22 protein-coding genes and 2 pseudogenes are annotated in these 23,187 nt (G+C 71.9%); 12 read left to right on the forward strand and 12 right to left on the reverse strand.

Going from position 1 to position 23,187, the window contains the following annotated elements; genetic code table 11:
- Positions 1–529: 529 nt before the first annotated feature.
- The 3 genes from ABIA38_RS18205 to ABIA38_RS18215 all read right to left on the reverse strand — a co-directional run bounded on the left by ABIA38_RS18205 (position 530) and on the right by ABIA38_RS18215 (position 2,533).
- Positions 530–1,189, reverse strand: a complete 660-nt coding sequence (locus ABIA38_RS18205) for a hypothetical protein (protein ID WP_424639716.1) — start codon at positions 1,187–1,189, stop codon at positions 530–532.
- Positions 1,186–1,728: a SigE family RNA polymerase sigma factor gene (locus tag ABIA38_RS18210; protein WP_424639717.1), complete on the reverse strand. Its 543-nt coding sequence runs from the start codon at positions 1,726–1,728 to the stop codon at positions 1,186–1,188. Before ABIA38_RS18210 ends, ABIA38_RS18205 begins: the two co-directional genes overlap by 4 nt.
- An 82-nt stretch (positions 1,729–1,810) precedes the next feature.
- Positions 1,811–2,533 carry a class I SAM-dependent methyltransferase gene (locus tag ABIA38_RS18215; RefSeq protein WP_424639718.1) on the reverse strand — a complete coding sequence of 241 codons (723 nt, stop codon included), beginning with the start codon at positions 2,531–2,533 and terminating at the stop codon, positions 1,811–1,813.
- A gap of 132 nt (positions 2,534–2,665) precedes the next feature.
- On the opposite strand from ABIA38_RS18215, the gene ABIA38_RS18220 reads away from it, so the two are divergent.
- Positions 2,666–3,817: a sensor histidine kinase gene (locus ABIA38_RS18220; protein WP_424639719.1), complete on the forward strand. Its 1,152-nt coding sequence runs from the start codon at positions 2,666–2,668 to the stop codon at positions 3,815–3,817.
- A complete protein-coding gene (locus tag ABIA38_RS18225; RefSeq protein ID WP_424639720.1) occupies positions 3,814–4,464 on the forward strand; it encodes a response regulator in 651 nt (216 codons plus the stop codon). The genes ABIA38_RS18220 and ABIA38_RS18225 overlap by 4 nt, the downstream gene beginning before the upstream one ends.
- Positions 4,465–4,506: 42 nt before the next feature.
- On the opposite strand, the pseudogene ABIA38_RS18230 reads toward ABIA38_RS18225, so the two are convergent.
- The 3 genes and pseudogenes from ABIA38_RS18230 to ABIA38_RS18240 form a co-directional block, all read right to left on the reverse strand.
- Positions 4,507–5,370: pseudogene (locus tag ABIA38_RS18230) on the reverse strand (TIGR02452 family protein); the annotation flags it as partial.
- A gap of 6 nt (positions 5,371–5,376) precedes the next feature.
- Positions 5,377–5,662: pseudogene (locus ABIA38_RS18235) on the reverse strand (Atu4866 domain-containing protein).
- 83 nt (positions 5,663–5,745) lie between these two features.
- Entirely contained in the window at positions 5,746–8,565 is a 2,820-nt protein-coding gene (locus ABIA38_RS18240) for an ATP-binding protein (protein WP_424639721.1), read from the reverse strand.
- Positions 8,566–8,824: 259 nt separating this feature from the next.
- On the opposite strand from ABIA38_RS18240, the gene ABIA38_RS18245 reads away from it, so the two are divergent.
- Positions 8,825–9,193, forward strand: coding sequence for a hypothetical protein (locus ABIA38_RS18245; RefSeq protein WP_424639722.1), 369 nt, complete (start codon positions 8,825–8,827; stop codon positions 9,191–9,193).
- 98 nt (positions 9,194–9,291) lie between these two features.
- Here the strand turns inward: ABIA38_RS18245 and ABIA38_RS18250 are convergent, their stop codons facing one another.
- Positions 9,292–9,852 (reverse strand): hypothetical protein, encoded by a 561-nt coding sequence (locus ABIA38_RS18250; protein WP_424639723.1) that lies wholly within the window; start codon positions 9,850–9,852, stop codon positions 9,292–9,294.
- 437 nt (positions 9,853–10,289) lie between these two features.
- On the opposite strand from ABIA38_RS18250, the gene ABIA38_RS18255 reads away from it, so the two are divergent.
- The 3 genes from ABIA38_RS18255 (at position 10,290) to ABIA38_RS18265 (ending at position 12,719) form a co-directional block, all read left to right on the forward strand.
- The gene (locus ABIA38_RS18255) at positions 10,290–11,150 is read left to right on the forward strand and encodes a helix-turn-helix domain-containing protein (RefSeq protein WP_424639724.1); all 861 of its coding nucleotides are present in this window, start codon (positions 10,290–10,292) and stop codon (positions 11,148–11,150) included.
- A gap of 229 nt (positions 11,151–11,379) precedes the next feature.
- Positions 11,380–12,378, forward strand: a complete 999-nt coding sequence (locus ABIA38_RS18260; protein WP_424639725.1) for a helix-turn-helix domain-containing protein — start codon at positions 11,380–11,382, stop codon at positions 12,376–12,378.
- A complete protein-coding gene (locus ABIA38_RS18265; protein ID WP_424639726.1) occupies positions 12,375–12,719 on the forward strand; it encodes an SH3 domain-containing protein in 345 nt (114 codons plus the stop codon). Before ABIA38_RS18260 ends, ABIA38_RS18265 begins: the two co-directional genes overlap by 4 nt.
- A gap of 173 nt (positions 12,720–12,892) precedes the next feature.
- On the opposite strand, the gene ABIA38_RS18270 is transcribed toward ABIA38_RS18265, so the two are convergent.
- Positions 12,893–14,068: a cytochrome P450 gene (locus tag ABIA38_RS18270; protein WP_424639727.1), complete on the reverse strand. Its 1,176-nt coding sequence runs from the start codon at positions 14,066–14,068 to the stop codon at positions 12,893–12,895.
- Positions 14,069–14,604: 536 nt separating this feature from the next.
- Here ABIA38_RS18270 and ABIA38_RS18275 point away from each other — a divergent pair.
- Positions 14,605–15,669, forward strand: a complete 1,065-nt coding sequence (locus ABIA38_RS18275; RefSeq protein ID WP_424639728.1) for a DNA alkylation repair protein — start codon at positions 14,605–14,607, stop codon at positions 15,667–15,669.
- Between the two features lie 70 nt (positions 15,670–15,739).
- Here ABIA38_RS18275 and ABIA38_RS18280 read toward each other — a convergent pair whose 3' ends face one another.
- Positions 15,740–16,837 carry a hypothetical protein gene (locus tag ABIA38_RS18280; protein WP_424639729.1) on the reverse strand — a complete coding sequence of 366 codons (1,098 nt, stop codon included), beginning with the start codon at positions 16,835–16,837 and terminating at the stop codon, positions 15,740–15,742.
- Between the two features lie 539 nt (positions 16,838–17,376).
- Between ABIA38_RS18280 and ABIA38_RS18285 the strand changes: the two genes are divergently transcribed.
- From ABIA38_RS18285 to ABIA38_RS18305, 5 genes are read left to right on the forward strand one after another with little or no spacing between them, the layout of a single operon-like run.
- The gene (locus ABIA38_RS18285) at positions 17,377–17,556 is read left to right on the forward strand and encodes a hypothetical protein (protein ID WP_424639730.1); all 180 of its coding nucleotides are present in this window, start codon (positions 17,377–17,379) and stop codon (positions 17,554–17,556) included.
- A gap of 9 nt (positions 17,557–17,565) precedes the next feature.
- Positions 17,566–18,270 carry a hypothetical protein gene (locus ABIA38_RS18290; protein WP_424639731.1) on the forward strand — a complete coding sequence of 235 codons (705 nt, stop codon included), beginning with the start codon at positions 17,566–17,568 and terminating at the stop codon, positions 18,268–18,270.
- Positions 18,267–19,196 carry a DUF6895 family protein gene (locus ABIA38_RS18295; protein ID WP_424639732.1) on the forward strand — a complete coding sequence of 310 codons (930 nt, stop codon included), beginning with the start codon at positions 18,267–18,269 and terminating at the stop codon, positions 19,194–19,196. The genes ABIA38_RS18290 and ABIA38_RS18295 overlap by 4 nt, the downstream gene beginning before the upstream one ends.
- Positions 19,193–20,113, forward strand: coding sequence for a DUF6895 family protein (locus tag ABIA38_RS18300; RefSeq protein ID WP_424639733.1), 921 nt, complete (start codon positions 19,193–19,195; stop codon positions 20,111–20,113). Before ABIA38_RS18295 ends, ABIA38_RS18300 begins: the two co-directional genes overlap by 4 nt.
- On the forward strand, positions 20,110–21,153 hold the full coding sequence (locus ABIA38_RS18305) for a serine hydrolase domain-containing protein (RefSeq protein ID WP_424639734.1): 1,044 nt from the start codon (positions 20,110–20,112) through the stop codon (positions 21,151–21,153). The genes ABIA38_RS18300 and ABIA38_RS18305 overlap by 4 nt, the downstream gene beginning before the upstream one ends.
- A gap of 106 nt (positions 21,154–21,259) precedes the next feature.
- On the opposite strand, the gene ABIA38_RS18310 is transcribed toward ABIA38_RS18305, so the two are convergent.
- Genes ABIA38_RS18310 through ABIA38_RS18320 form a run of 3 tightly spaced genes read right to left on the reverse strand, consistent with a single transcriptional unit; the run spans position 21,260 to position 23,066 of the window.
- Positions 21,260–21,544 carry a hypothetical protein gene (locus ABIA38_RS18310; RefSeq protein WP_424639735.1) on the reverse strand — a complete coding sequence of 95 codons (285 nt, stop codon included), beginning with the start codon at positions 21,542–21,544 and terminating at the stop codon, positions 21,260–21,262.
- Positions 21,532–22,209 carry an HNH endonuclease family protein gene (locus ABIA38_RS18315; RefSeq protein WP_424639736.1) on the reverse strand — a complete coding sequence of 226 codons (678 nt, stop codon included), beginning with the start codon at positions 22,207–22,209 and terminating at the stop codon, positions 21,532–21,534. Before ABIA38_RS18315 ends, ABIA38_RS18310 begins: the two co-directional genes overlap by 13 nt.
- Positions 22,210–22,250: 41 nt before the next feature.
- A complete protein-coding gene (locus ABIA38_RS18320) occupies positions 22,251–23,066 on the reverse strand; it encodes a sirohydrochlorin chelatase (protein WP_424639737.1) in 816 nt (271 codons plus the stop codon).
- Positions 23,067–23,187: the final 121 nt, after the last annotated feature.

Below are 23,187 nucleotides of genomic sequence, written 5' to 3' on the forward strand. Positions count from 1 at the left end.
CGCGCGACCATTCCCGGGATCGAGCTATATGTCCGGTATATCGAGCGATGGCAACTGAATTCGATGCGCCGGGCCTCGGTGCCGAGTATTGGAAAAGCCGGCTGTCCCCGGGCGGGAAATGGCTCGAATGTATGGGTCAATCGGAGCATAGCGACCATTGCGGTGGTCGAAGCCCGGGCGTGTCGCGGGCGGTGCGGACCGCGCCACGCGGCCGTCCACCCGGCCGCCGGACGGTCCCGAACGAGGGTGCGCCGAAAAGATGTTGTGAGGTTGTTCACGCATCGGACGTGTGCGCGGCCCGACCCCGATGATCGGATCGGGGTAACATGCGCGAGGCTCGATTCCGCAGCGAGCCCAGGTGCAACTCCCGTGCGTACGAGCCGGGTTGGCCGAGGACGGGACGGGCCGCGAGGCCGGCCGAGCGCGGCCACACCACCGGCGCCCACCGGTGCATCCCAGGCGGGGGTGGCCCCGGGTCCGGGTGAGCGAATCCCGGTCGGCGTGGCCGCGTCGGCCGCGGTCGGGTGCGCTACTTGCGGGCGCCGCGGGCGAGTTGGCGGCCCTGGGCGTCGTACGCGATCAGGGTGAACCGAGGATCACCCTTGTAGACGAAGGCGAAGTAACGGTGCGCGGCGCCGACCTCGACGGGGGTGGCCCTGAACTCGGTGCCGTCGGCCAGTCGCAGCACGACGACGGTGACCTGATCGGAGGCGACGCCGAAGACGGAGCCGTAGGGGTTGCCGATCGGGCCACTGCCGTAGTTGAGGTGGCCGATGCCCTGCACCGGGTCGCCGACCAGGACCTGGGGTGCGCTGCCGCAGGCGAATCCGCCGGGTCGGCCGTCGAGTTCGCCGCGTGCGCATTCCTCGCCGTTCGGCTGCCGGGTGACCCGGATCGACCACAGGTGGTCGTCGATGGTGCCCTGGCCGGCCAGGTCGCCGGGCGCCCCCGGCGGCGCGACGCCCGCGGAGACCATCGTCGTGCTCCGGTCCGCGTCCGGTGCCCAGGCCCACCGGACCGCCGGCCCGGCGATCAGACACAGGCCCACCAGCGCGCCGACCGTGACCCGACGCCGCCGGCGGGTGCGCCGGCCGCTCTCCACGACCGCCTCCCAGGCCGGCTCGTGTACCTCGATCCTGTCGAGTTCGGCCGTGAGTGCTTCCCTGAGTCGCACGTGCTCCTCCGTCATCGACTCGTCCCCTCGTGCTGCCACAACTCCGGCGACATCAACCCGGCCGCGTCCGGATCGGCGCGCAGTTGCGCCAGGCCGCGATACGCCTGGCTGCGCACGGTGCCCACCGTGCAACCCATCGCCGCCGCGGTCTCCGATTCGCTCAGGTCCGCCCAGTAGCGCAGGACCACCGCCGTGCGCCGCCCCGGCGGCAGCCGGGTCAATGCGGCGATCAGCACACTGCGGGTCACCACCCGCTCGGTCTGGTCGGGGACCGGCGGTTCGGGCGTGCGGTGGGCGAGAAACTCCTTGACGCGACGCCGCCGATGACGCGACACGAACGTATTCACCAACATGCGACGCTGGTAGGCGTCCGGATTGTCGGCTCGGACCACGCGATGCCAGGACACGTACACCTTGGCCAACACGGTCTGCGCCAGATCCTCCGCGTCGCCCACGTCCCCGGTCAGCAGGATGGCGGTGCGCACCAACGCGGCACGTCGAGTCAGCGCGAACGCGCAAAACTCCGCCTCTTCGTCCCTATTCAGGATCTTCACCCCTTCGTGGCTGGTGTTCCGACCTCTCGACGCCCGGCCAGGGGGAAAACTATGTCGCCGCGGGGGAGCGGGTTTGCAACGGTCACCGGGTCGCGCCGGCAACGGCGTTCGGCGGGGGCGGCGCGGGTGTGGCGGCGGCGGGGCGGCCGTGCAGGCGCCAGACCTTCGCCGGCGGCAGGTTCGGCCACACGATTCGGCAACTTGTGGCGTGCCGGCGCCGGTGGTTCGCCAGTACGTCCTCGACGGCGCGGTGGCGGCGGGCCTCGGTACGGGAGGCGATCAGGGCGCGGGCGTGGCGGGTGCCGGGATAGGCGAAGTAGGTGAGCACGCCGCCCGGCGCCAGCAGGTCCAGATAGCGGTCCAGAATCCGTTCGACCCGGTCGGGCGTGAAGTTGGTGAACGGCAGCCCCGAGACGATCACGTCATAGCGGTGATCGGTGTCGAACTCCTCGACGAACGTGTGGTGTACCCGCACCCGGCCGCCGTGGACGTGCGTGAACCCGCACAACCGGGCGGCAAAGCGCGGATTGGCCTCGACGAGGTCCAGCCGGCTGCCGGGCGACAGACGCGGCAGGAGGACCCGGGTGACCGAGCCGGTACCGGCGCCCGCCTCCAGGACCCGCAGCGGCTGCGCACCCCGCTCGTCCACCGGATCGGTGAGCAGCCGGGCCAGCGCCCGGCCACTGGGCGCGACGGCCCCCACCGTGCGCAGGTCGCGGGCCGCTTCGCGGAGGAACGTCCAGCCGTCGGCGCTGCGCCGGGCGAGGACTCGGTCGATGTCGGGTGATGTGCTCCGGTCGGTCATGACGTCGACGCTAGGAACGACTCCGGCGCCGGGAATCCGCCGTTGTACGGCCGTCGCCCCCTACCAAAGTCGGGGGTCGCCGTGGCGGAACGTCGGACGAGCGGCCGCACACCGGATGCCTACGATGTGCCGGTGAACCGGGAATGGAGTCGGCGGTGGACCGGGTACGGCCGTGGCGTCCTGGTGGTGTTGTGCACCCAGGCGGCCGTCCAGAACGGCGCGGCGACCGACGGCGGCCGATACCTCGAGCCGCGCACCGCGGTCGCGGTGGTGTGCGGCCTGGCCCTGCTGCCGCGTCGGGGGCACTGGCTGCCGGCACCCGCGCTGACGACGGTGGCGGCCGGCGTGTGGGGCTGGCCGATGTTGCCGCTGCTCCTGATCGCCCTGTTCGACCTCGCCGCGCACGGGCACACCCCGGCGGCGGTGACCTGCGCGCTCGCCGCATCGGCCGGCAACGCGCTCGCGCACCCGACGGTTTCCCTGTCCAGGCCGCAGGAGTACGGCTCCGGCCTGTTCCTGCTGCTGGCCGTGGTGGCGGGGTTGTGGATGGGCAACCGACACCGCCTGGTCCAGGCGTTGCACGCGCAGGTGCGACAGCTGGGCGTCGAGCGGCAATTGCGCGAGCAGGCCGCGCGCACCGCCGAGCGGTCGGCGATCGCGGCGGAGATGCACGACGTACTCGCCCATCGGCTCAGCCTGATCGCGCTGCACGCGGGCGTCCTGGCCACCAGGAAGGACACGGTGCCCGCCGCCGTGGTCGATCGCCTCGGGTTGTTGCGTACGGCCGCCACCGACGCGTTGACCGATCTGCGTGATGTGCTGGGCGCGTTGCGCGACACCGATGTGCACCCCGGCGGCGCCGGTCTCGGGCCCGCCGTGCGCGACGTGGCGGAGCTGATCGAGCAGGCGCGGGCCGCCGGACAACGGATCGACGCCGCCGTCGACGGTGCACCGGAACAGGCACCCGCGGCCCATCGGCTCGCCGTCGTCCGGGTGGTTCGGGAGGCGCTGACCAACGCGCGAAAACACGCTCCCGAGGCGCCGGTTCGGGTCCGGGTCGACTATCGGCCGCCGGCCACGCTGATCGAGGTCACCAACCCGCCGGGCGTCCGGGGCGCCGAGCCGGCGGTGCCGTCCGGGTTCGGACTGGTCGGCCTGCGGGAGCGGGTCGAGGCACTCGGCGGGCAACTGAACGCCGGCCCCGGGGGCGCCGGTGCGTGGCGTCTGGCGGCCCGGATCCCCCATCCCGATCCCACCGTCGAACAGATCGGCTCCCGCACGTGATCCGCGCCATGATCGTCGACGACGACGCGCTCGTCCGCCTGGGCCTGCACGACCTCCTCGACGGGGACCCCGACATCGAGGTCGTCGCCCAGGCCGCCGACGGCCGACAAGCCGTCGAACAGGCCGGCGCGCACCGCGTCGACGTCGCGCTGGTCGACGTCCGGATGCCGCACATGGACGGCATCACCGCCACATCCCTGCTACGCGCGCTGCCGCACCCACCGAGAGTCATCACGCTGACCACCTTCGACCTCGACGAATACGTCTACGACGCGCTGGCGGCCGGCGCCGACGGCTTCCTCCTGAAGGACACCGATCCGGCCGAGATCCTGCGCGCCGTCCACCTGGTCGCGGCCGGCTCCGCGATGCTCCACCCCACCGCCGCCCGCCGCCTGATCGACCGCTACCACCGAACCACCGGCGCCCGAGCGGGCCCGGCCCGCTCCCGCATCGACGCCCTCACCCCACGAGAGCAAGACGTGCTGGCCCTACTCGCCCAGGGCGACACCAATGCCGAAATCGCCACCACCCTCGGAATGCGCGAAAGCACGGTGAAGGCCCACGTAAGCCGAATCCTCACCACCTTGAACGTCACCAACCGCGTCCAAGCCGCCCTGACCGCCCGAGACGCGGGCCACACCCGATGAGCGGCCCTTGACGCGACCGAACACATCACCGAACGCCGCCCGGTTGCCCGACTCGGCCGAACGCTCCCAAACCGCGAAGACCACCGTCTCGAACGCAGCGGAGAACGCTCCGCCGGGCGCGGCCAGATGATCGTGAAACGCCCGAGCGACGTCACGCGGTTCGTTCCGGAAAACGCCACATCCCCAGGCCCCCAGCACCAGATGCCGCGCGCCATGATGACGGGCCACCGCCAGCACGCGTCCCGCCCGGCGACGCAGCGCCTCCCGAATACGCCGATGCGCGCCCGGCTCGCGCCGCAGCGTCTCACCGGCATTGGGGGCGGCGCAGGTAAGGAACGACACCGGGTACGGTTCCCGGAGGAGTAGGCCCTGCTGGTCGCGGTGTACCGGGACGCCCGGCGACCAGATGACATGATCGGTGTACAGGAGGTCGGCCCGGGAGCGGTGGGCGGCGTAGAAGTCGGGCACGCGGAGCAGGCAGGGATGCAGCAGACTACTGCGGCAGAGATCCTCCTCCTGAGCCCGAGCACCGCGCAGGTAGCCACCTCCCGGGTTGCGGGCGGACGCGAAGTTCAGCACCGCAACCGATCCCGTGTCCGCCAGGGAGAGACGCCTGGCGGCCTGAAGACTGCTCTCCCCGGTCACCTCGAACACCGTCCGATACTCGGCACCGACACCGACCGGCTCGACCGGCAGCTCCGGAGGATGGCCGACGGTACGGCTGATCGCGGCTCGAAGCGCGGGCGCCACCGAGACGGTCCCATAGGGCGTCGAGTATTCCCCGGTGGCAACGATGCGCTCGTTGACGGCTGCGATCTCCTGCAATGCACTGCTCACAGCCCCACACGGTAGGCGTCGACCCGTAGACGACTCAACCACGATCCGCACCGACGACGCTCGACCCACGGACTGTCAGGCAGCCGGCCGGTCGGGGTGATGGGTGGTGGGGTCCTCGCGGTGGAGGATCAGGTGTTCGTGGTGCAGGACGCCGTTCGTGGATGTCGCCGGTGGCCGTGAAGCCGGTGTCGTCGCGGTAGTCGATGTGGTTGCCGACCACGGTGTAGGACCCGGTGTATGCACTCCGCGTGTTGCCGCGGGCCTCGTCGTAGCGGCCCGTGGCGAGCAGTTCCTGGCGGATGAAACCGTCCGCGGTGACCCACATGCCGACGAACGGGTGGGGTGCGTCGTTGTTGTTCATGGGTGCCACGGTGTCGCTTCGCCGGCGCCGCAACCAGGACGCGGCTATCCCGGGAGTCACACTCCCGGTCTGCCGGGTCGGGTCTACTCGAAGGTGGCCAGGTAGGCCGCGGTGGTTTTGGCCTCGGCGGCGCCCAGGGTGTCGTACAGGGCCACCGCCTGGCGGAGGTGGGCCAGGGCCGCTTCGTGTTCGGGGGTGTGTACCGTGCAGCGGGCGGCGCCTTCGAGGGCTCTGGCCTCGTCCAACGGGCTGTGTACCCGGCGGGCCAGGTCGCGGGCCTCGCGGTACAGGGGGAGGGCCGCGCGTGGGCCGGCGGTGTCGAGGGTCAACGCGCCCATGCTGGTGAGGACTTCGGCCTCGCCCTGGTGGTCGCCGGCGTCCCGGAAGAAGGCCCGGGCCCGCTCGAACAGGGCGGCGGCGGCCGGGACGTCCCCGGCCGCGTGCCGCACTCGGCCCAGATCGTGCAGGGTGTTGATCTCGCCGTAGCGCTGACCGAGGTCCCGGAACAGGATCAGCGCCCGCTCCAGCAGCTCGATCGCGGCCGACACGTCCCCGGTCGCGGCGCGCACCCGGCCCAGGTCCTTGAGCGCGTACGCCTCGCCGTCGCGCTTGCCCAGGTCGAGATAGATCGCCAAGGCACGTTCCAACGCGGCGGCCGCGGCCGGTACATCCCCGGTCGTGAGCCGGATCCGGCCCAGGCTCCACAGCGCGTTGGCCTCACCCTGACGGTTGCCCAGCTCGCGCATGATCACCAGGGCCCGCTCCTGGAGGCTTCCCGCCCCGGGGTAGTCCCCACTCGCGTGTCGCACCCGGCTGAGCTCCCACAGCGCACTGGCCTCGCCCTGCCGCGCCCCGACGTCGAGATAGCGCGCCAGGGCCTGTTCCAGCGCGTCGGCGGCGGCCGGATAGTCCCCCGTCGCGTGGCGTACCCGGCCCAGGCTCCACAGCGAGCCCGCCTCGCCGTACCGATCGCCCAGTTCCCGAAAACCGGCCAACGCCCGCTCGTGCAATTCGGCCGCGGCGGCGAACTCGCCCAGCATGTACCGGACTCGGCCCAACTCCTCCAGCGCACTCGCCTCGCCGTGCCGGTCGCCGACGTCCCGATAGCCCGCCAGCGCGCGCTCGTACGGCTCGGCCGCGGCGGCGAACTCCCCCTGGACGTACCAGACCCGGCCCAGGTTCTCCAGCGCGGTCGCCTCGCCGTACCGGTCGCCCGACTCGTGCGCGGCGTCGGCCGCGCTCCGCTGCAACGCGGCGGCCTGCGGCCACGGGCCCTCCTGGAGGAGGAAGGCGGCCAGGGACGCGGCGAGGGCGATCACGCACCGGGGGTCGGCCGCCACGGCCATCAGGTTGTCCCGCTCGGCCCGCACCCAGGTCAGTGCCGCGGCCCGGTCGGGCAGATCCGGAACGGCCACCGGCACCGGCCCGGTCCGCGGCGGGCCGGGCCGCTGATGCGGCGTCAGCCGGCCATCGGCCTGCCGCGCCGTATGCAGGTAGTAGTCCAGCAACCGCCCCCGGGCGGCGGCGCGTTCCGCCTCCTCGGTGGGTTCGCAATCCCCGCGCGGACCGTCGGCGCCGCGACTGCGGGCGTGCAGGCCGATCAGGTCGTGGAACCGGTAGCGGCCGGGCGTGAGTTGGATGAGCAGATTGTGGTCGAGCAGCGAATCCAGGAGGCGTTCGGCGGTGGGGACGTCGGCGTCGAGCAGATTGGCGGCGGCGTACCCGTCGAAGTCCGGGCCGGGCACCCGGCCCAGCCGGCGGAACAGGCGCCGCTCGGCCTCGGGCAGTGCGGTGTACGAGGCGTCGAAGACGGCGGTCAGATCCCGGGCCTCGTCGCCGAGCCGGCCCAACCGGCCGGATTCGTCACGCAGTTGCTCGACGAGATCCTCGACCCGCAGGGCTCGCCGATGCCGCAGCCGCGCCGCGACGATCCGGATCGCCAGCGGCAACCGGCCACACAACTCGACCAGTTCGGCGATCGCCGGATGCCCCCGCGGGATACGATCGGGGCCCGCCACCCGATGGAGCAGCTCCGTCGCCTCGGCCGGGGTGAGCGTGTCCAGGGCCACCGTGTGCGCGTCGTCGAGGCCGGTGAGGCGCTTGCGACTGGTGACGATGACCAGGCAGCCGGGCGTCCCGGGCAGCAGCGGTCGGATCTGCGCGGTACCGACCGCGTTGTCCAGCACGATCAGCGTCCGGGTGTCCGCGAGCCGATCCCGGTAGCACGCGGCGCGCTCGTCGAGCTCGCGGGGGATCGACTGTGGCGGGACACCGAGCGAACGCAGGAACCACTCCAGCACCTCCGCCGCGTCCCGGGGTGCCTGCCCGGCGGTATGCCCGTGCAGGTCGATGAACAACTGCCCGTCGGGATAACGCCCGCGCAACCGATGCGCGGCGCGCACGGCCAGCGCCGACTTGCCGACGCCGCCCATGCCGTCGATCGCCGAGATCACCACCGTCGACGCCGCCGCGCCCGGCGCGGTGATCGTGGCTTCGAGCCGGGCCAGTTCCTCGTCCCGCCCGACGAACCCGGCCGGATCGGCGGGCAATTGGCGGAAGACCCCGATCGGACCGGTCGACTTGGCCGCGGCGTGCACCGCGACGCAGGCCCGCCGCCAGCCGACCACGCCCGGCTCGTCCACCCCCAGGGCACGGACGATTGCGACGACCAGATCCATGTCCAGCCGGCGCCGCCCGGACTTGAAGGCGTCGATCACCGTGGACGCCGACACCACCTGCGGCGGTCGCATCAGCGGGCCCACACGTTTGGCAAGCGTCCGGTAGGACGGTTGCCCGGCCCAGGCGCGCAGTTCGCCCAACAGGGCGATGAAACCGGCTAAATCGGTCGCCCGATCCGGGTCCGGTGCCCCATCGCCGTACGTGCCGACCACTGTGCCCCCCATCGCTCCCGCGCCCGCGACAGCGGGGCCAAGTGTAGGTGCGCGGACCCTCGACGGACATGGGCTGCGTGGACTTGCGTGGGAAACGGGCGTCCACGCGCGGGCAGTGCCAGGCTCGTTGGCAGCGCCGCGACCGCAGGGCCACGGCACCGGATCTCGGCCGGCGCCCGACGGCCGAACCGGACCCGCCTGGCGCCGCGCACCGAGACGCTGCCAGGAAGCCGGACTTCGGTGGATTCAGTGGAGAGGACTGTGTCGACCCATGCGCAAGAGCATCAAGAGAATGGCCGTCGTCGGTGCGACCGGCATGGCGGCGGTGCTGGCCACTTCGACCGGCGCGTTCGCCATCGGTGACCGGTCGGCGCCGGTGGCGCCCTGTCCCGGGTACGCCCAGGCCGCCAACGGCAACGCCTCGGGCCAGGTGCGCCAGCAGGGCACCGACGGCTGCTCCGTGCAACTCGCCCAGAGGGCCCCCTCCGGGGAGACCAAGTGGAGCCCCGTCTACAACACATCGGGTCCCGGTACGACGGCGCGCACGCCGTGGTGGTCCTACGGCGGCGGCACGTGCGTCCTGGTCATCGCGAGGGACACCACGACCGGTCAGACGAGCAATATCATCGACTTCTGCTGACCGACCCACCCCGCCCGGACGAGCACCGGCCCACCACGGGGGGTGGGCCGGTGCTCGTCCGCTGTCGGTTCACCCCGCCGTCGGGCGGGTCGGGCGGTTCAGGCGCGGACCGTGAACCAGGCGCCCAGGCCGTTGCATCCGGTCGCGTTGTAGGTCGTGCTGCGGTAGCCGGGCGGAATCGGCGAACCGGGGCAGGTCCAGATGCCGTTGCGGACCAGCTGGTGATACCAGGCGCCGATGCCGTTGCAGCCGTTGCGGTCGTGCCCGGTGACGACGTAGCCGGGCACGATCGGCGAACCCGAACAGGTCCACATCCCGTCCCGCGCGAGTCGGTGATACCAGGCGCCGATGCCGCTGCAACCGTTGCGGTCGTACCCGGCTATCACGTATCCCGGCACGATCGGTGAGCCCGAGCAGGTCCAGATCCCATCGCGGACGGGTTGCTGGAACCAGGCACCCCGGCCGCTACAGCCGTTGCGGTCGTACGCGGTGATGACATACCCGGCCGGCACGGGCGCCCCCGAGCAGCTCCACCCGCCCACCCTCGCGGCCGGTGCCGCCTCGGTCGCGGCGGCGGCCGTACCGGCCGCCGTGCCGGTGAGGACGACGGCCGCGAACAACACGAACGCGCCCAGCATCGCGGCGACCCTGCCCCGCACCGCCGCGATCGTCGTGAGACTCCACAGTTGACGGAATCGGCTGTTCAATTCGCACCACCTATCGACGTGTTCGCTCGATGTCCCTTGACGCCCAAGGAACACCCGACAGTAGAGCGGGACACACCTTGATCGGACGCCGTCGAGCAGATGCGTCCCGGCCGCGGACGTCGACCTGGGACGGTGCGGAGGCTGAGAAAGATCAGCGCAATACTCCCGAAAGTTTGTTCGTGGCGGTGGTGTTCGGGCCGGGGCGCCGCCGCGCGCCGCGCGGGGTTGCCCGTCGGTGGATGGCGACCCCCGCTGCTTCGGGGTAGGAAAGACACACCGGACGCGGTCGCCGCGTCGCCCACCCGCCCGCCCGCGACGGCGTCGCCGGGAGCGGGGAGTGGGGAGTGGGGAGTGGGGAGTGGGGAGATCAGTGAAACGGGGGCGGTTCCATGGGTGTCGGCATACCGGGCGAGGGGAGCGAAGGGGAGCAGGCGTCACCCGGGAACGGAGCGGGCGCGCCCCGCCTGGCCCTGGGTGGTGGGGTGGTCGGGGACTACGCCGAGAACCTGATGGCGGCCCGGCCGTGGTTCATGCCGGCGACGTCCGGGGTGACCTGGCGGGTGGGCCTTGCCGACGATCTCCCCGGCTCGGCGGCGGGCCGCGTGTCGGGCACCGGGCGGATGTTCCGGACACCGGAACTCGCCCGGGAGACGCCGTGGATCCTGGTGCGACTGACCCCGTTGAGCGCCTACCGGGTACTCGGCGCGCCGCTGGACGAGTTCGTCGGCACCGATGTCGACCTGGGCGACGTCTACGGGCGTACCGCCCACCAACTGCTCGAAGCCTTAAGGGAGTCGGCGCCGGGGCAGCGCCGGTTCGAGCTGGTGCGCGCGTACGTTGCGGCCCGGGCCGAGCAGGGACCCGAGCCCGCCCCCGAAGTGGCCCGGGCCTGGCGGAGGTTGGTCGCCACCGGCGGCCGGACGCCGATCGCCGGGCTGGCCGCGGAGGTCGGCTGGAGCCACCAGCATCTGCTGCGCAAGTTCCGGCAACAGCTGGGTCGACCGCCCAAGACGATGGCCCGGCTCATACGTTTCCGGAACCTGGTCCAACGCCTGGATCCGGTACACCCCGCGCCCTGGGACCGGCTGGCCGCCGAGCACGGCTACTACGACCAGGCGCATCTGTACCGCGACTTCCACGAGTTCGCGGGCACCACGCCGGCGCGCTACCTGGCCGCCCTCCTGCCCTGCGGGTGCCTGTCCGATCCGGAGGTTCATTCCTTCCAAGACACGGCCGTCGCCGCCCCGTAGCGTCACGTGGGGTGTTCGGCATCGGTGGTCGATTTCGGCGGCGGGACGGAGCACGCGGGAACGTTGCCGTGGCCGGCGCCGCGGCACCGGGACGCACCGCGACGGCCGCTGCGGCGAACTCGGGCGCCGCGCGATCCGGTCCGGGTGTTCGCCCGCCGTGCCGACGCGGCGGCGGCCGAGGAGGCCCGGCGGGCGGCCGGCGAGATCATCCGCCATCCAGGAGGCAGGAATGGGACCCGACGACCCGATGATTCGGAAGCCGCTCATGGAGAGTGCGGCCGTCAGTGTCTCCGAGCTCGTCTGCCACGAGGATCAGCGGACGTTCCGGCCGGGCATCCCACACGTCGTTCCCGAAGTGCCCGTGCTGCTGGTGTTGTTGGTCCGGTCGGGCGGATTCCTGCTGCGGGCCAACGGCCGGGCCGAGTTCCTGGACCCGACCATGGGTTTTGTTCTGCACCGAGGGGACGACGTGGCCGTCTCGCATCCGGCCCACACCCATGACGTGGACACCCTGTTGGAAATCCGCCGGGATGTCCACGACGACGCTCCGGACCCGGTCGAGCCGGCCGGCGTGCCGATCACCGCGGAACTCGACCTGGCGCATCGCGGCCTGCTCGCCGCCTGCCGGGCGGGCGTCGACCGGTTCGAGGTGTCGGAGCGTGTGCACGACCTGCTGGCCGGGCTGACCGGGCCGGCCGGACGGCCGGATCCGGCGTCGACCGGACGGCGTGCGACCACCGTCCTGGCACACCGCACACTCGTCGACCGGGCCCGTGCCGTGCTGATCGACGGGCCGCCGGCCATGGGCCTGGAGGAGCTGAGCCACCAGGCAGGCTGCTCGCCCGCGCACCTCAGCAGGGTCTTCCGGCTGGTCACCGGCGAGACCCTCACCGGCTACCGCAATCGGCTGCGGGTACGTGCCGTGGCCGACGAGATCACCGACGGACAGCCGTTGCGCACGCTGGCCGCGAAGTACGGCTTCGCCGACCAGGCCCACATGACGCGGGTGTTCCGGCGGTACGCCGGCGAAGTCCCCACCACGGTGCGGGACTTGGTGCGCGCCGCCGGGCACCGGACCGGAAGCGGACAAGAATCTTCTACGCCCCCGCCGGATGGTTGCCCGAGGATCGTTTCAGGACGAGCCCGGGTGGGTCTCCCGGACACACACCGTCGTCCCGACCGATGGAAATCGACCGAATCCACATTCATTCCGGAGGCACTTCAATGAGGAAGATTCTTGCGACTACCTTCGTCGCGACCATGGCCGCGGCCGGGTTCATGCTGGCGCCGGCTGCCCAGGCGGCAACGGCTGTCCCCGGCAACTCGGCTGCGTCCGCAACCGCCGACCATCCGGCGCCCGCGTCCCAGGCGCTGAACCTCGTCTGCACCGTCAACGACAACGGCGTCAACTTCCGAGGCGGCCCCGGCACGAACTACCCCGTGCTGGGTGTGGTGAACCAGGGCCAGAACCTCGACTACCGGGGCCGGACGGGCGACTGGATCTTCGGCAACCTGTGGGGCGGACCGACCGGGGTCTGGATCTATGTCGCCTACCTGAACAACTGCTGACCCACCGACGCGAGGCCTCGGGTGCGATGGCGCGCCCGGGGCCTCGACGCGTTCGGGGGCAGGGCTCGAATACCCGGCGTTTGTTGTCTTCTCATTTCGATTTCGATTTCGAAGCGGTCGCGGGGTCGTCCCGTCGGCAGGACGGCAACCTTCGGTACCCGTCGTGCCACGTGCTACGGACCACTCCGCCGCGCTGCCTCCCGATCGTCGGTGGGGCGTCGGGTGAGGCGGGTCCGGCCCGGCGGTGGGGCCAGGAGGGTGCGTACGTGGGGCCGCCATCGCCGCACCTGCACCCGGCCCTCGTAGTCGCGGAGGATCAGGTGGGCGAGATGTTCGAGGGCTTTGACCGCGAACCCGTTCGCCGGGCACATCTCCGCACCCTTGCCGAACGGCAGATAGGCGCGGCGCTGCTCGTCGTTCGGGCTCTCCCACCGGGCCGGACGGAACTCCGACGGCTCGTCCCACACGGCGCCCGAGCGGTGGATCGCGTGCGTCCCGACCAGCACATGCTCTCCCTCGCGCACCGCCACGCCGCCGATCTTGTGGTCGACGGCCGCCTGTCGGCCCAGGCGCCAGGCGGTCGGGTACAGCCGCAGCGTCTCCCGGACCAGCGAGCGGACCTGGTCCGGCCGTACCGCCGGCGTGTTGTACCCGTGCCGGATACCGAGCAACACCACCCACTCCAGGGTCACTCCGGTGAAGCCGACCGTGGACAGGATCAGCCGCTGCAACAACTGCGCGCGATCCGCGACGGAAAGTTCCCCCGGCAGGCCGAGGACCACGTCGACCAGGTCCTCCCGTACCTCGGTTCCCGGCGCGGGAAGCACACTCAGCCGGCGGGTGAACCCGGCCCGGATGCCGTCCACCGAACCGTGCGAGGGCCGCACGATCCGGCCCACGATGTCGTCGGCGACGACGCTCGAGGTGACGTAGGCATCGATGAGCGCATCGAGTTCGGCGGGACGCCGATACGCGATCGCGGGCGCGAAGTACCGCCGGACCAGCGGGACTCCCCATCGCTGGTGGCGCAAGTGACCCCGGCGGTCGCTCAGTTCGCCGATGGCGGCGTCCAGGTCGAAGGACGAGGGGAGATCGTGCCGGCCCAACGCCGCGAGAAGTCCGTGTGTCCCCGCCGCGCGCAGCGACCGGGGGAGCGGCTCGGGACCGATGCGGAAGAACCCGGACTGCGGTACGTAGTGGGCGGCCGAATCGACCAGGATCGCCCGGGCGGCCGCCGCGTCGGCCACGAACACCGTCCCGTGGCGTAGCCGGAACGGCCGGTCGGCGCCGACCGCGAGACGCTCCCAGCGCCGCAGGTGTGGCCAGAGGCTCAGCCGGTCCGTGAACAAGGGATCCCGTGCCCATCGAAGGAAGAAAGAAGGGAAGAAAGGAGGAAGGGATGGGGCGCGCGATCGGACCGGGCACCCCACCCCGCGTGGCGAAAAGGCCTACTTGGCCTGTCCGTACAGGTCGCCGTACTGCTGCCGGCGCGCCCGCAGTTCGCCGCCGAGCGCGCGAAGTCGCCTGATGATCCTTGCCATTGCGGTCCTCCTTGCCGAGAGGTGCTCGATCCGCCGGCCGGGCGCCCGCCACGAACAAGGCAGCCGACCTCCCGCGCGCCACCCGTGGCCACGCGGTCAACCGGAGCCGGCGGTATGCCGCCGAAAGCCTGCCCACCGCGCCGCACACCGCAAACGACCACATCGGCCGATACGGCGGAATCCGGCCACGGCCACATCGCCCCTCGGGCAGTTGTCCGTCAGGCAGTCGTCCATCAGGCAGTCGTCCATCAGGCGGTCGTTCGGTGGGCAGTCGTTCGGCGGGGACGAGAGTCCGAGCCCACGACACCTGCCGATGTCGGAGCGGTCTGGCACCATCGACGCCCATGGCACAACCGCTCAAGGACATGATCAACGCGGCCTCCGTCGCCGCTCTCGCCGACGGGGTGGCCGCCGCGCGCGCCGGCTTCGCCCGGGACCGATTCGTCGCCGACGCGCTGGCCGGTCTCGACGGCAAGGAACTCAAGGCCCGGGTCAACCACGTGGCGCAAACCCTGCACACAACCCTCGACCTGCCCTTCCCGCAGGCCGCCCGGGTCCTGCGGGAGGCCACCGCCCACGTGCGCCTCGACATGTGGAGCGGCTGGCCCGCCACCGACTACGTCGCCGTCCACGGCATCGACCATCTCGACGAGGCGATGGCCACGCTCGCCGTGATCACCCCCTTCGCCACCGCCGAGTTCGCGGTACGTCCCCAGCTGGACCGGCACCGCGACGCCGCGCTCGCGATCATGCGGGACTGGGCCGACTCCGACGACGAACACCTGCGCCGGCTCGCCTCCGAGGGCACCCGCGCCCGCCTGCCCTGGGGCTCGCGGGTGACGTGGCTGATGGCGCCGGGCCCGACCCTGCCCATCCTGGAACGGTTGCGCGACGACCCCAGCGAGTACGTCCGGCGCTCGGTCGCCAACCACGTCAACGACCTCGCCAAGGACCACCCCGAGGCGGCCCTGGCCCTGCTGCGCCGGTGGCACACCGGAGGCGGCGAACACACCGCCCGGGTCGTGCGCCACGCCGCCCGGGGTCTGCTGCGCGCGGGACACCCCGAGGCACTCGGCCTGGTCGGCGCGGCACACGGCAGCGGTACCGTCGAAGCGCTCACGATCGCGGACACCGTCACGATCGGCGACCGAATCCCCTTCGGCGTCACCGTGCGCGCCGAGCAGTCCGGGCCACTGCTCCTGAAATACGCGATCGCCCGCAACGGCTCGCGCCGCGTGTTCCACCTGGCCGAACGGGTCGCGGAGGCCCCGGGCGACATCTTCACGCTGGCCAGATCCCACTCGTTCCGCCCGGTCACCACGCGCGCCGAACCCCCGGGCCCGCGCCACATCGAGATCATCGTCAACGGCGAGGTCCGCGCGACGGCCCCCTTCACGGTGCTTGCCTGACCTGCATCGCCCGTACGCCGCCGGGCGCGGCCTGGTAGTCCGACCCAGCGGTGACGGGTCGGACTACGAGCTACGAGGCCGCGTCCGGCGTCCTGCGCGCCGCGAGTCGGCCCCGGTGCGGGCAGGCGAGTTGGTGCAGGATCTCCTGGGCCAGCAGATCCTCGGGCCCCTTCAACGCGTCCGCCGGCCGCCGATCGAGCGGGAACACCAGCTCGGCGGCGACGTTGTCCTGCACGATCCGGGCCAGGTTGTCCAGGGCGACGAAGACGGGGTCCGCGGGCGGCTGGGCCGTCGGCAGGTCGATCAGGTGCGAGTCGGCCTGCGCGGGATCCAGCAACCGCTTGACGATGATCGAGTTCTGGTTCAGGGCGGACGTCGTCCAGATCGACAGGACGACGACATACAGGCCGGGCCAGTCCGGCTCGCCGATCCGGTCCCGCCAGCGCCGCATCAGGTCCTCCACGCCCTCGATCTGCGCCTGCGCCGCGGCTGCGATGTTGACGCCGATGTCCTCGGTCAACGCGCCCGCGAAGCGCTCGAACGAGGTCATGTCGAAGTGCCGGCGCCCTACGGACTCGTCGATGAATCCGAGCGACGCGTCGAGGATCCGGGCGCTCGACGCCTCGAGCTCCGGCGGCAGGTGTGCGGTGCCGAGCTGCTGCCGGGCGGTGGCCAGGGTGGCGGCGAAGGCCTGCAGCGGGCCGAGCCAGTCGGTCGTTCCGGGCCCGATGAAGGCCACCATGTTCACGTCGTGCCGGTCCAGCCGCGCGGCATTGGGGAGGTCCGGGATGTGCCGGCTCAGGTACGGCGCCAGGATCGAGTAGATGCCGAGCGGCGCGTGGGCGATCGACTTGGCCAGCTCGAAGACCTCGGAGACGGGGTGTTCGGCCTCCCGTTCTCCATGGTGGACCAGGGTGTACCGGCCGCCCCGGTAGTCGTTCTCGACGACGATGACCGGGCCGAGCCGCCGGATCAGCTCGGCCCGGAGTGCGTCGTAGTTCGTCCGGGTATCGGTGTCGACCGCGAAGATCGTGTTGCGGGCCCGGAGTTCCGCCCCCGGGTCCGGTCCCGGTCGGCCCGCTTCGGCGGACGCGATTCGACCACCGCCCACGAACGTCGCGGCCCCCATCGCGCCGGCGTTGCCGAGGAATTCCCTGCGTGTCGTCAATTCCCGCCCCTCCCCCCGTTCCCCGTTGTTCCCCGTTCGAATTCGAAGTCCCCCGCCCCGAACTCCGCACATCGGCTCAACGGCGCCACGACCGGACAGGTCACGGTACGAGCCGGTAGGGCCACCCTGCGCGTACCGTTGCATCTTCATAGCGAATGGGTGGCTATCGGACAACGAAATAGTTTCCGTCAGGCGTGAATCTTTCCAGGTCCGACCGCACAGAGCGACGCAAGGTGTGCCGCGAGTATCACCGACACGAACCCTCGGCGGGCGCCGCACCCCGGATCGCCCCGTCGCGCCACTGCCGCGATCCCGCCGATCCTGCCCGAACACCCGTACAGCGGTGGCCGATTGACCACCTCGCCGGCGCGTCGACCCGACCCGTCGCAGCTGCCCAGTCGAGGCGGAAATCGCCGTCGGAAGGCGAGCGGGCGGCGCCGTCCCCCACCCGGCGGCGACGATTTGCCAGCGACCGGAGGCCGCGATCTACTCGAAAACGCAGGACAAAACCATCCAAACCTCCCCCAGGGGATGATCCCATGTTGCAGACATACGCCACGCCGACCCGCGAAGCGGAACTCGCCGGTGAGGTCGAGGCCCTGCTGGACACGGCCGAGCCCGACGGAACCTTCCACAACACGGCCGAATGCACGGGCCTGTTGCTCCTCGCAGGGCTCCTGCTGCTCTCCGCGCCGACCCCGCAGCCGAAGAAGAGCTGACGGCCCGACGTGTCGACACAGGACACCGATGCCGCACCCCGCTTGGCGGGAGTGGTTCGGCAGTACGCACAAGCCATCGCCTCCGCCCTCGACGGCGGAGGCGATGGCTTCGAGCTGTCCGGCGCCGCGCTGGTCGACCCCGAGGATCCGATGGCCGCCGCGGCCGTACGGGTGCTGGGAGCCGACGTGCTGGCCCCGTGCCTGTTGGCCGGCAAGCCGCCCGCCTCCACCGACCTCACGCTGGTCGAACGCGCCGTGCGCGGATTCCCGCCCGGCCCCACGTCCCCGGCGGTGAGCGTGTGGAGCCACTGGGGCCTGCACCGGGCACTGGAACGTGTCGTCGACGGCGCGGGCGCCGCGGCACTCGCCGAGGAGCCCGACGCCCACTGGGTATCGGTACTCCCATGGCAGGCGTTCGCCCACCGCAGCGGCCAACTCGCGGCCCTGGCCGATCCCTTGGCGCCGTCCGCGCTGTCCGCGGCGATCGCCGCACGGCCCGTCGACCTGGCCCGGGGATTCGTCCGCGCGGTCCGCCGGCAGGACTGGCAGCAGGCGGCCGGCGTCGCCCGGTGGCTGGCCCTCGCTCCCGACGTCCCCGAATCCCTGGGGCTCGACGCCGGATCGACCTGGATCGAGCACGCGGCCGGGAAGGACGCGCGCGTCGCGCTGCAACTGAGCGCCGCCCGGGCGACGAGCCGGACCGGCCGGGCATGAGCAGCCATCCCGACCTGCTCCGCCGGGTGGCCCTGCGCTCGCTCACCTGGCTGGACGAGCATCGCGACGGATTTCGACTCCCCGACGACGTGATCGACGCCGGCAACCACAACACGACGCTCAAACCGGTGGGCGAACTCGCCCGACTCGGCGTCTCGATCCGGCGCGCCAACCGGCCCGGGAGCCGGGCCTACGACCTCGCGGACGGCCTCCTGGACTTCGCCTGGCGACAGACCCGAGCCGGAGACGTGCTGTTCACCCTCTCGCGCGCACAGCCGCAGGCCACCTACCCCCTGGAGATCTACGCCTCGTTCGCCGCCGCCGGGCTGCGCCACCCGGAGTTCGAGGACCTGACCCGCTTCCTGTCCGCCACCCGCGCCTGGCAGGCCCTCGAACTGGAGCCCACCCGGGAACTGGCGGTGCTCGGCGCGCAACGCCTGCTCGGCCTCGCGCCGCGCCCGAACGACGTCGAGCGCACGATGCGCCGCACCTGGCTGGGGACTCGACCCGAACCGTGGATGTTCGAGGTTCGCTCCGGCTACGCGCTGACCCACTACGTCTTCCACGTCACCGACTGGGGCGAGGTCCCCGAGCGGCTGCCGGACGACATTCGCGCCTATCTCGACCTCTGGTTGCCCGCCTGGCTGGACTGCTGCCTGGACGAGGAACAGTGGGATCTCTCCGGCGAGTTGCTCGCCGTCGCGGCAAGTCTGCCCGAGCCTGCGTCCCTCCCGGACGCCTGGCAGCGGTTGGCTCCGGCTCAGGAGCCCTCGGGCGCCCTCCCCGAGGTCGGGCATCCGCCCGGCACCGACCAGGACCCCTTCCTGTACCGCTACCACTCGACCCTGGTCCTGGCCTTCGCGGCATCCCTGGCCGCGGCCCGGCTCGGCACCGAGGACGCGGCCGAGAGCGAGGACATCGCATGACCGACACCCGACTCATGCACGAGGTCGGCGTCAAGGCCCTCGACTGGCTGTACACCCATCGCGAGGGATTTCGCACCCGCCGGGGACCGGAGACCACCGACCGCGAGGCGAAGGAGCGACTCAAGCCGATCGGCGAACTCGCGATGATCGGCAAGGTCCTCTTCCGCGAGGGTGTGGCGGGCTCCCAACAGGCGGAACACACCCGCCGGCTCCTGGACTTCGCGTGGCAGGACCTGCTCGACGGCGGACAGGCGTTGGTCCGGATGCAACGGCAGGAACCGCTCTCCCCGATCCCGCTGGAGATGTACGCGCCGTTCAAGGAACTCGGCTACCGCTGCCCGCCCCTGGAAAGTGCCCTCACCTACACCACACGGCTGCGCAGCTGGCCGCCCGACGCGCACATCGTGCGCCGCCTGGGCATCGCCCGGCTCCAGGACCGGGTCGGCCTGGGACCCGGCGGCGACTTCGACCGGATCCTGCGCGAGACCTGGCTGGGCCGGACCCCCGAACCCTGGTCGGTGGAATCGAACATCGGCTACGACATCACGCACACCGTCTACCACGTCACCGACTGGGGCGAGAATCCGGACAACCTGCCGCCCGACATCGCCGACTACCTGATGTTGTGGTTGCCCGCCTGGATGGACAACTGGGCCGAGATCGGCAACTGGGACCTGCTGGGCGAACTCCTCGTCGTGGACGCGTGCCTGCCCACCCCGGCCCTGGACGAGGACGTGTGGCGGCGCTTCGCCCAGGCGCAGCGCCCGGACGGACTGGTGCCCGCCCGGGCCGGCGCCGATCTCGGCGAGGACCACTGGGAGACCTTCGATCTGCACTACCACCCCACCCTGGTCGCCGCGTTCGCCGCCGTCCTGTCCACCTCCCGGGCCATGGCCGGCCTCACCTCCGCGTCGTGACCCGGACACCCGGACCCGACGACCCGGCGCTGCGCGGCCGGTTGTGCGCCGCGGTCGAGGCGGTCGACGCACCGGACGTGCTGTTCGCGTACTCGCGGGACGGCGTGCGTACCGTGTGCTCGGGCGGCACCGGGCCGGCGTCCGACACGTCGCGGAGCGACCTGCAGTACCAGGCGGGTTCGGTGTCCAAGACCTTCACCGGACTGCTCCTGGCCGCCCTCGTCGAGCACCGGCACGTGCGCTACCACGATCGGGTGAGCGAGCTGCTGGGACTGCCCCCGACGCCGAGCGCGGGCAATCGGGACCGGATCACCCTGCTGCACCTGATCACGCACACCGCCGGACTGCCCAGGCTGCCCCACGACCTCTACCGCCGGGCCGCGCCCCGCTGGAACAGCAACCCCTACGCCCGCTACGACCGACACCGACTCGTGGCCGCGTTCGCCCGCAGCCGGCCCAGCCCCGAGCCCGGCCGGCGCTGGCACTACTCGAACCTCGGCGTCGCGCTCCTCGCCCCCGTGCTGGAGCAGGCCACCGGTAGTCCCTACGTCGAGCTGCTCGACCGGTACGTCACCACCCCGCTCGGCCTCGCCCGGACCGGCCTCGGGCCCGATCCGAGCCTGCCCCAGGCCATCGGACACCGCCGCAACGGTGCTCCGCTGCCCGCCTGGGACTGTGGCGGTTGGGTCGCGGCGGGCGGCATCCAGTCCACCCTCGACGACCTGCTCACCTACCTCGAAGCACACGTGCGGCCCGCGGACACGCCGCCCGTGGCCAGGGCCCTGCGCGCGGTGCAGACACCGCTGCTCGCGCGCGGGCGTCGACCCGACCAGGAGCACACCCTCACCTGGTTTCGGCATCCGACGCCGGACGGGCCCGTACTCTTCCACTCCGGCGCCACGGCCGGACAACACATGTTCCTCGGCTGTCGACCCACCACCGGGACCGCCGTGGTCGCGATCGCGACCTGCCGGCACCACCTGCGTTCCGCGCTGATCCCCACCGCGTACGAACTGCTCACCACGAGCGGCGAGGAGTGACCCACACCGCGCAGCCGGTGGCCGCCGGCGAGTCCCGAGGGCGGGCCCGCGCGGGTCGGATGCCCGGGGTCGCCCCGCCGCCGTGCCGGTGGGGCGACCCCGGGTGTCAGTCGTGCAGGCCTCGGCTGCCGCCGGTGCGGACCAGGGTCAGGACCGCCTCGTGGAGGGTGGGCAGGCCTGCGGTGGGGATGTCGGTGGGACTGCCGGTGAGGACGTACCACTCGTCCGCGTCGGTGTATTGGATCCGTACGTCGGCGCGGCCGTCGGGGCGGGGTGAGGTCTCGACGGTCAGGTCGCCGGTGATCACGCCGACCTCGTCGGTCATCACCCCGCCGGGGCCCGCGGTCGCGTGGCCGACGAGGGGTTGGTCGTGGTCGGCTACGCCGGACATGTGTCCAGCATCTGCCCCAGCCTGGTCTTCTCGGCCTCGGTGATGTTGAGGCCGTAGACGGACTTCACGTGGGTCCAGGCGCGTGCGTAGGTGCAGTGGTAGGAGCGGCTCGGCGGGCTCCACTGGTCCGGGCTCTGGTCGCCCTTGCTGCGGTTGCTCGCCGCGGAGACGGCGACGAGTTGTGGGTTCTTGAGGTCGTTGGCGAACGCCTTGCGGCGCGGGGTGTCCCACGTGTCGGCGCCCGAACGCCAGGCGTTGGCGAGCGGGACCATGTGGTCGATGTCCAGCCTGCCGGACTCGGTGAACACCAGGCCGTCGTACGGGCTGGTCCAAGTGCCGGACACCGCACGGCAGTCCGCGTCCTGGACGACGTCGGTGCCGTCGCGCTGGAGGACGACCTCGCGGGTGTCGCAGGTCCCGTACTGGAGGGCCCAGTGCGGGAACTTGGCGCGGCTGTAGCCGGCCATGGAGTGCGGCGCCTCGACGGTGAGGGCGGCGAGTTCGCCGCGCACCCGGCCGACCGGCGGCGGCTCCGGGAGAGCCGATGGGCGTACCGAGGCGGGGCTCGTCGAGGCGGGTGCGGAGGCGACGGCGGTCGGGGCGGCGGCGAGGCACGCCACGACGGCGGGGACGGCGGCACGCCGCCAGACACGAGAGATGTTCATGTCCGCAGCCGTACCCCAACTCCGGTGTAGCCAACGAAAGTTCACTCGTGCGAGTGGGTTCCGAGCCGGACGCTCGCGAGCGGACCGACGACGCCTCTGCTCGCGGCGCAGGCGTCGTGGAAACGTTCCAGGATGAGCTCGACCAGTTCGGGCGCGTCGCCCAACGGCTGGGCGACGCCGACCACGCCGGCCACGGACGAGGTCTGGGCCGTTCGGCGAAAGAGCAGCCCGGCGGCGAAGCAATAGGACGCGACCGCGATGCGGCGCGCTCCCGCGTCGCGCAGTTGCTCGATCGCCTCCTCCGGCGTCGGCGACGTGCACGACGTGAAACCGGCCCGGCACGGCAGACCGAGGCTCGCGCCCAACGCGGACGCCATGGCGGTCACCGACGCACACGCGGCGACATCGCTGCTGCCGGCCGCCGCCAACACCACCGCGTCGAACTCGACATCCAGCGCGGCGAGGCGGCGCCGGAGCGCCGCGAGCAGCCGCTTGTCGGGCGCGTCCGGGGATCCGCCCAACACCGGCGTCACGACCGGTGCCAGGGCCGGGGGATCGGTGAGCGCCTCGGGCAGGTCGACTCGGGCGTGGTAGCCGGACGTCAGCAACAACGGCGCCACGACCACCCGCTGGTGTCCGGACTCGGCGAGGGTGGACAGGGCTTGGCGCGCCGTAGGGTCGGCGTGCCGGAGAAACGCCACCTCGACCGGGAAGGTCTGGGCCAGTCCGACCGCGCGGGCGATCGCGCGAATGGACTCCTGTCCCCGGGGTTCGAGGCTGCCGTGCGCCACCAGGAGCAGTGCGCTCGGGATGGACTGGAGGGCCCGTTGGTCGGGCGGCTCGATTACGTTGGTCACTGTCGTACCACCCTCGGGTTACGGTGCGGGTGAAGTGGAGCGACGTCGACATTACCGTCGGTGACCGATTTATTCGGTGAGGCCGGCCGCCGGTCGACTCCGGGGCGGTCGGTGTCGCGGA

It is taken from the genome of Embleya sp. AB8, from assembly GCF_049739465.1.
In the GTDB taxonomy this organism is placed as follows: domain Bacteria; phylum Actinomycetota; class Actinomycetes; order Streptomycetales; family Streptomycetaceae; genus Embleya.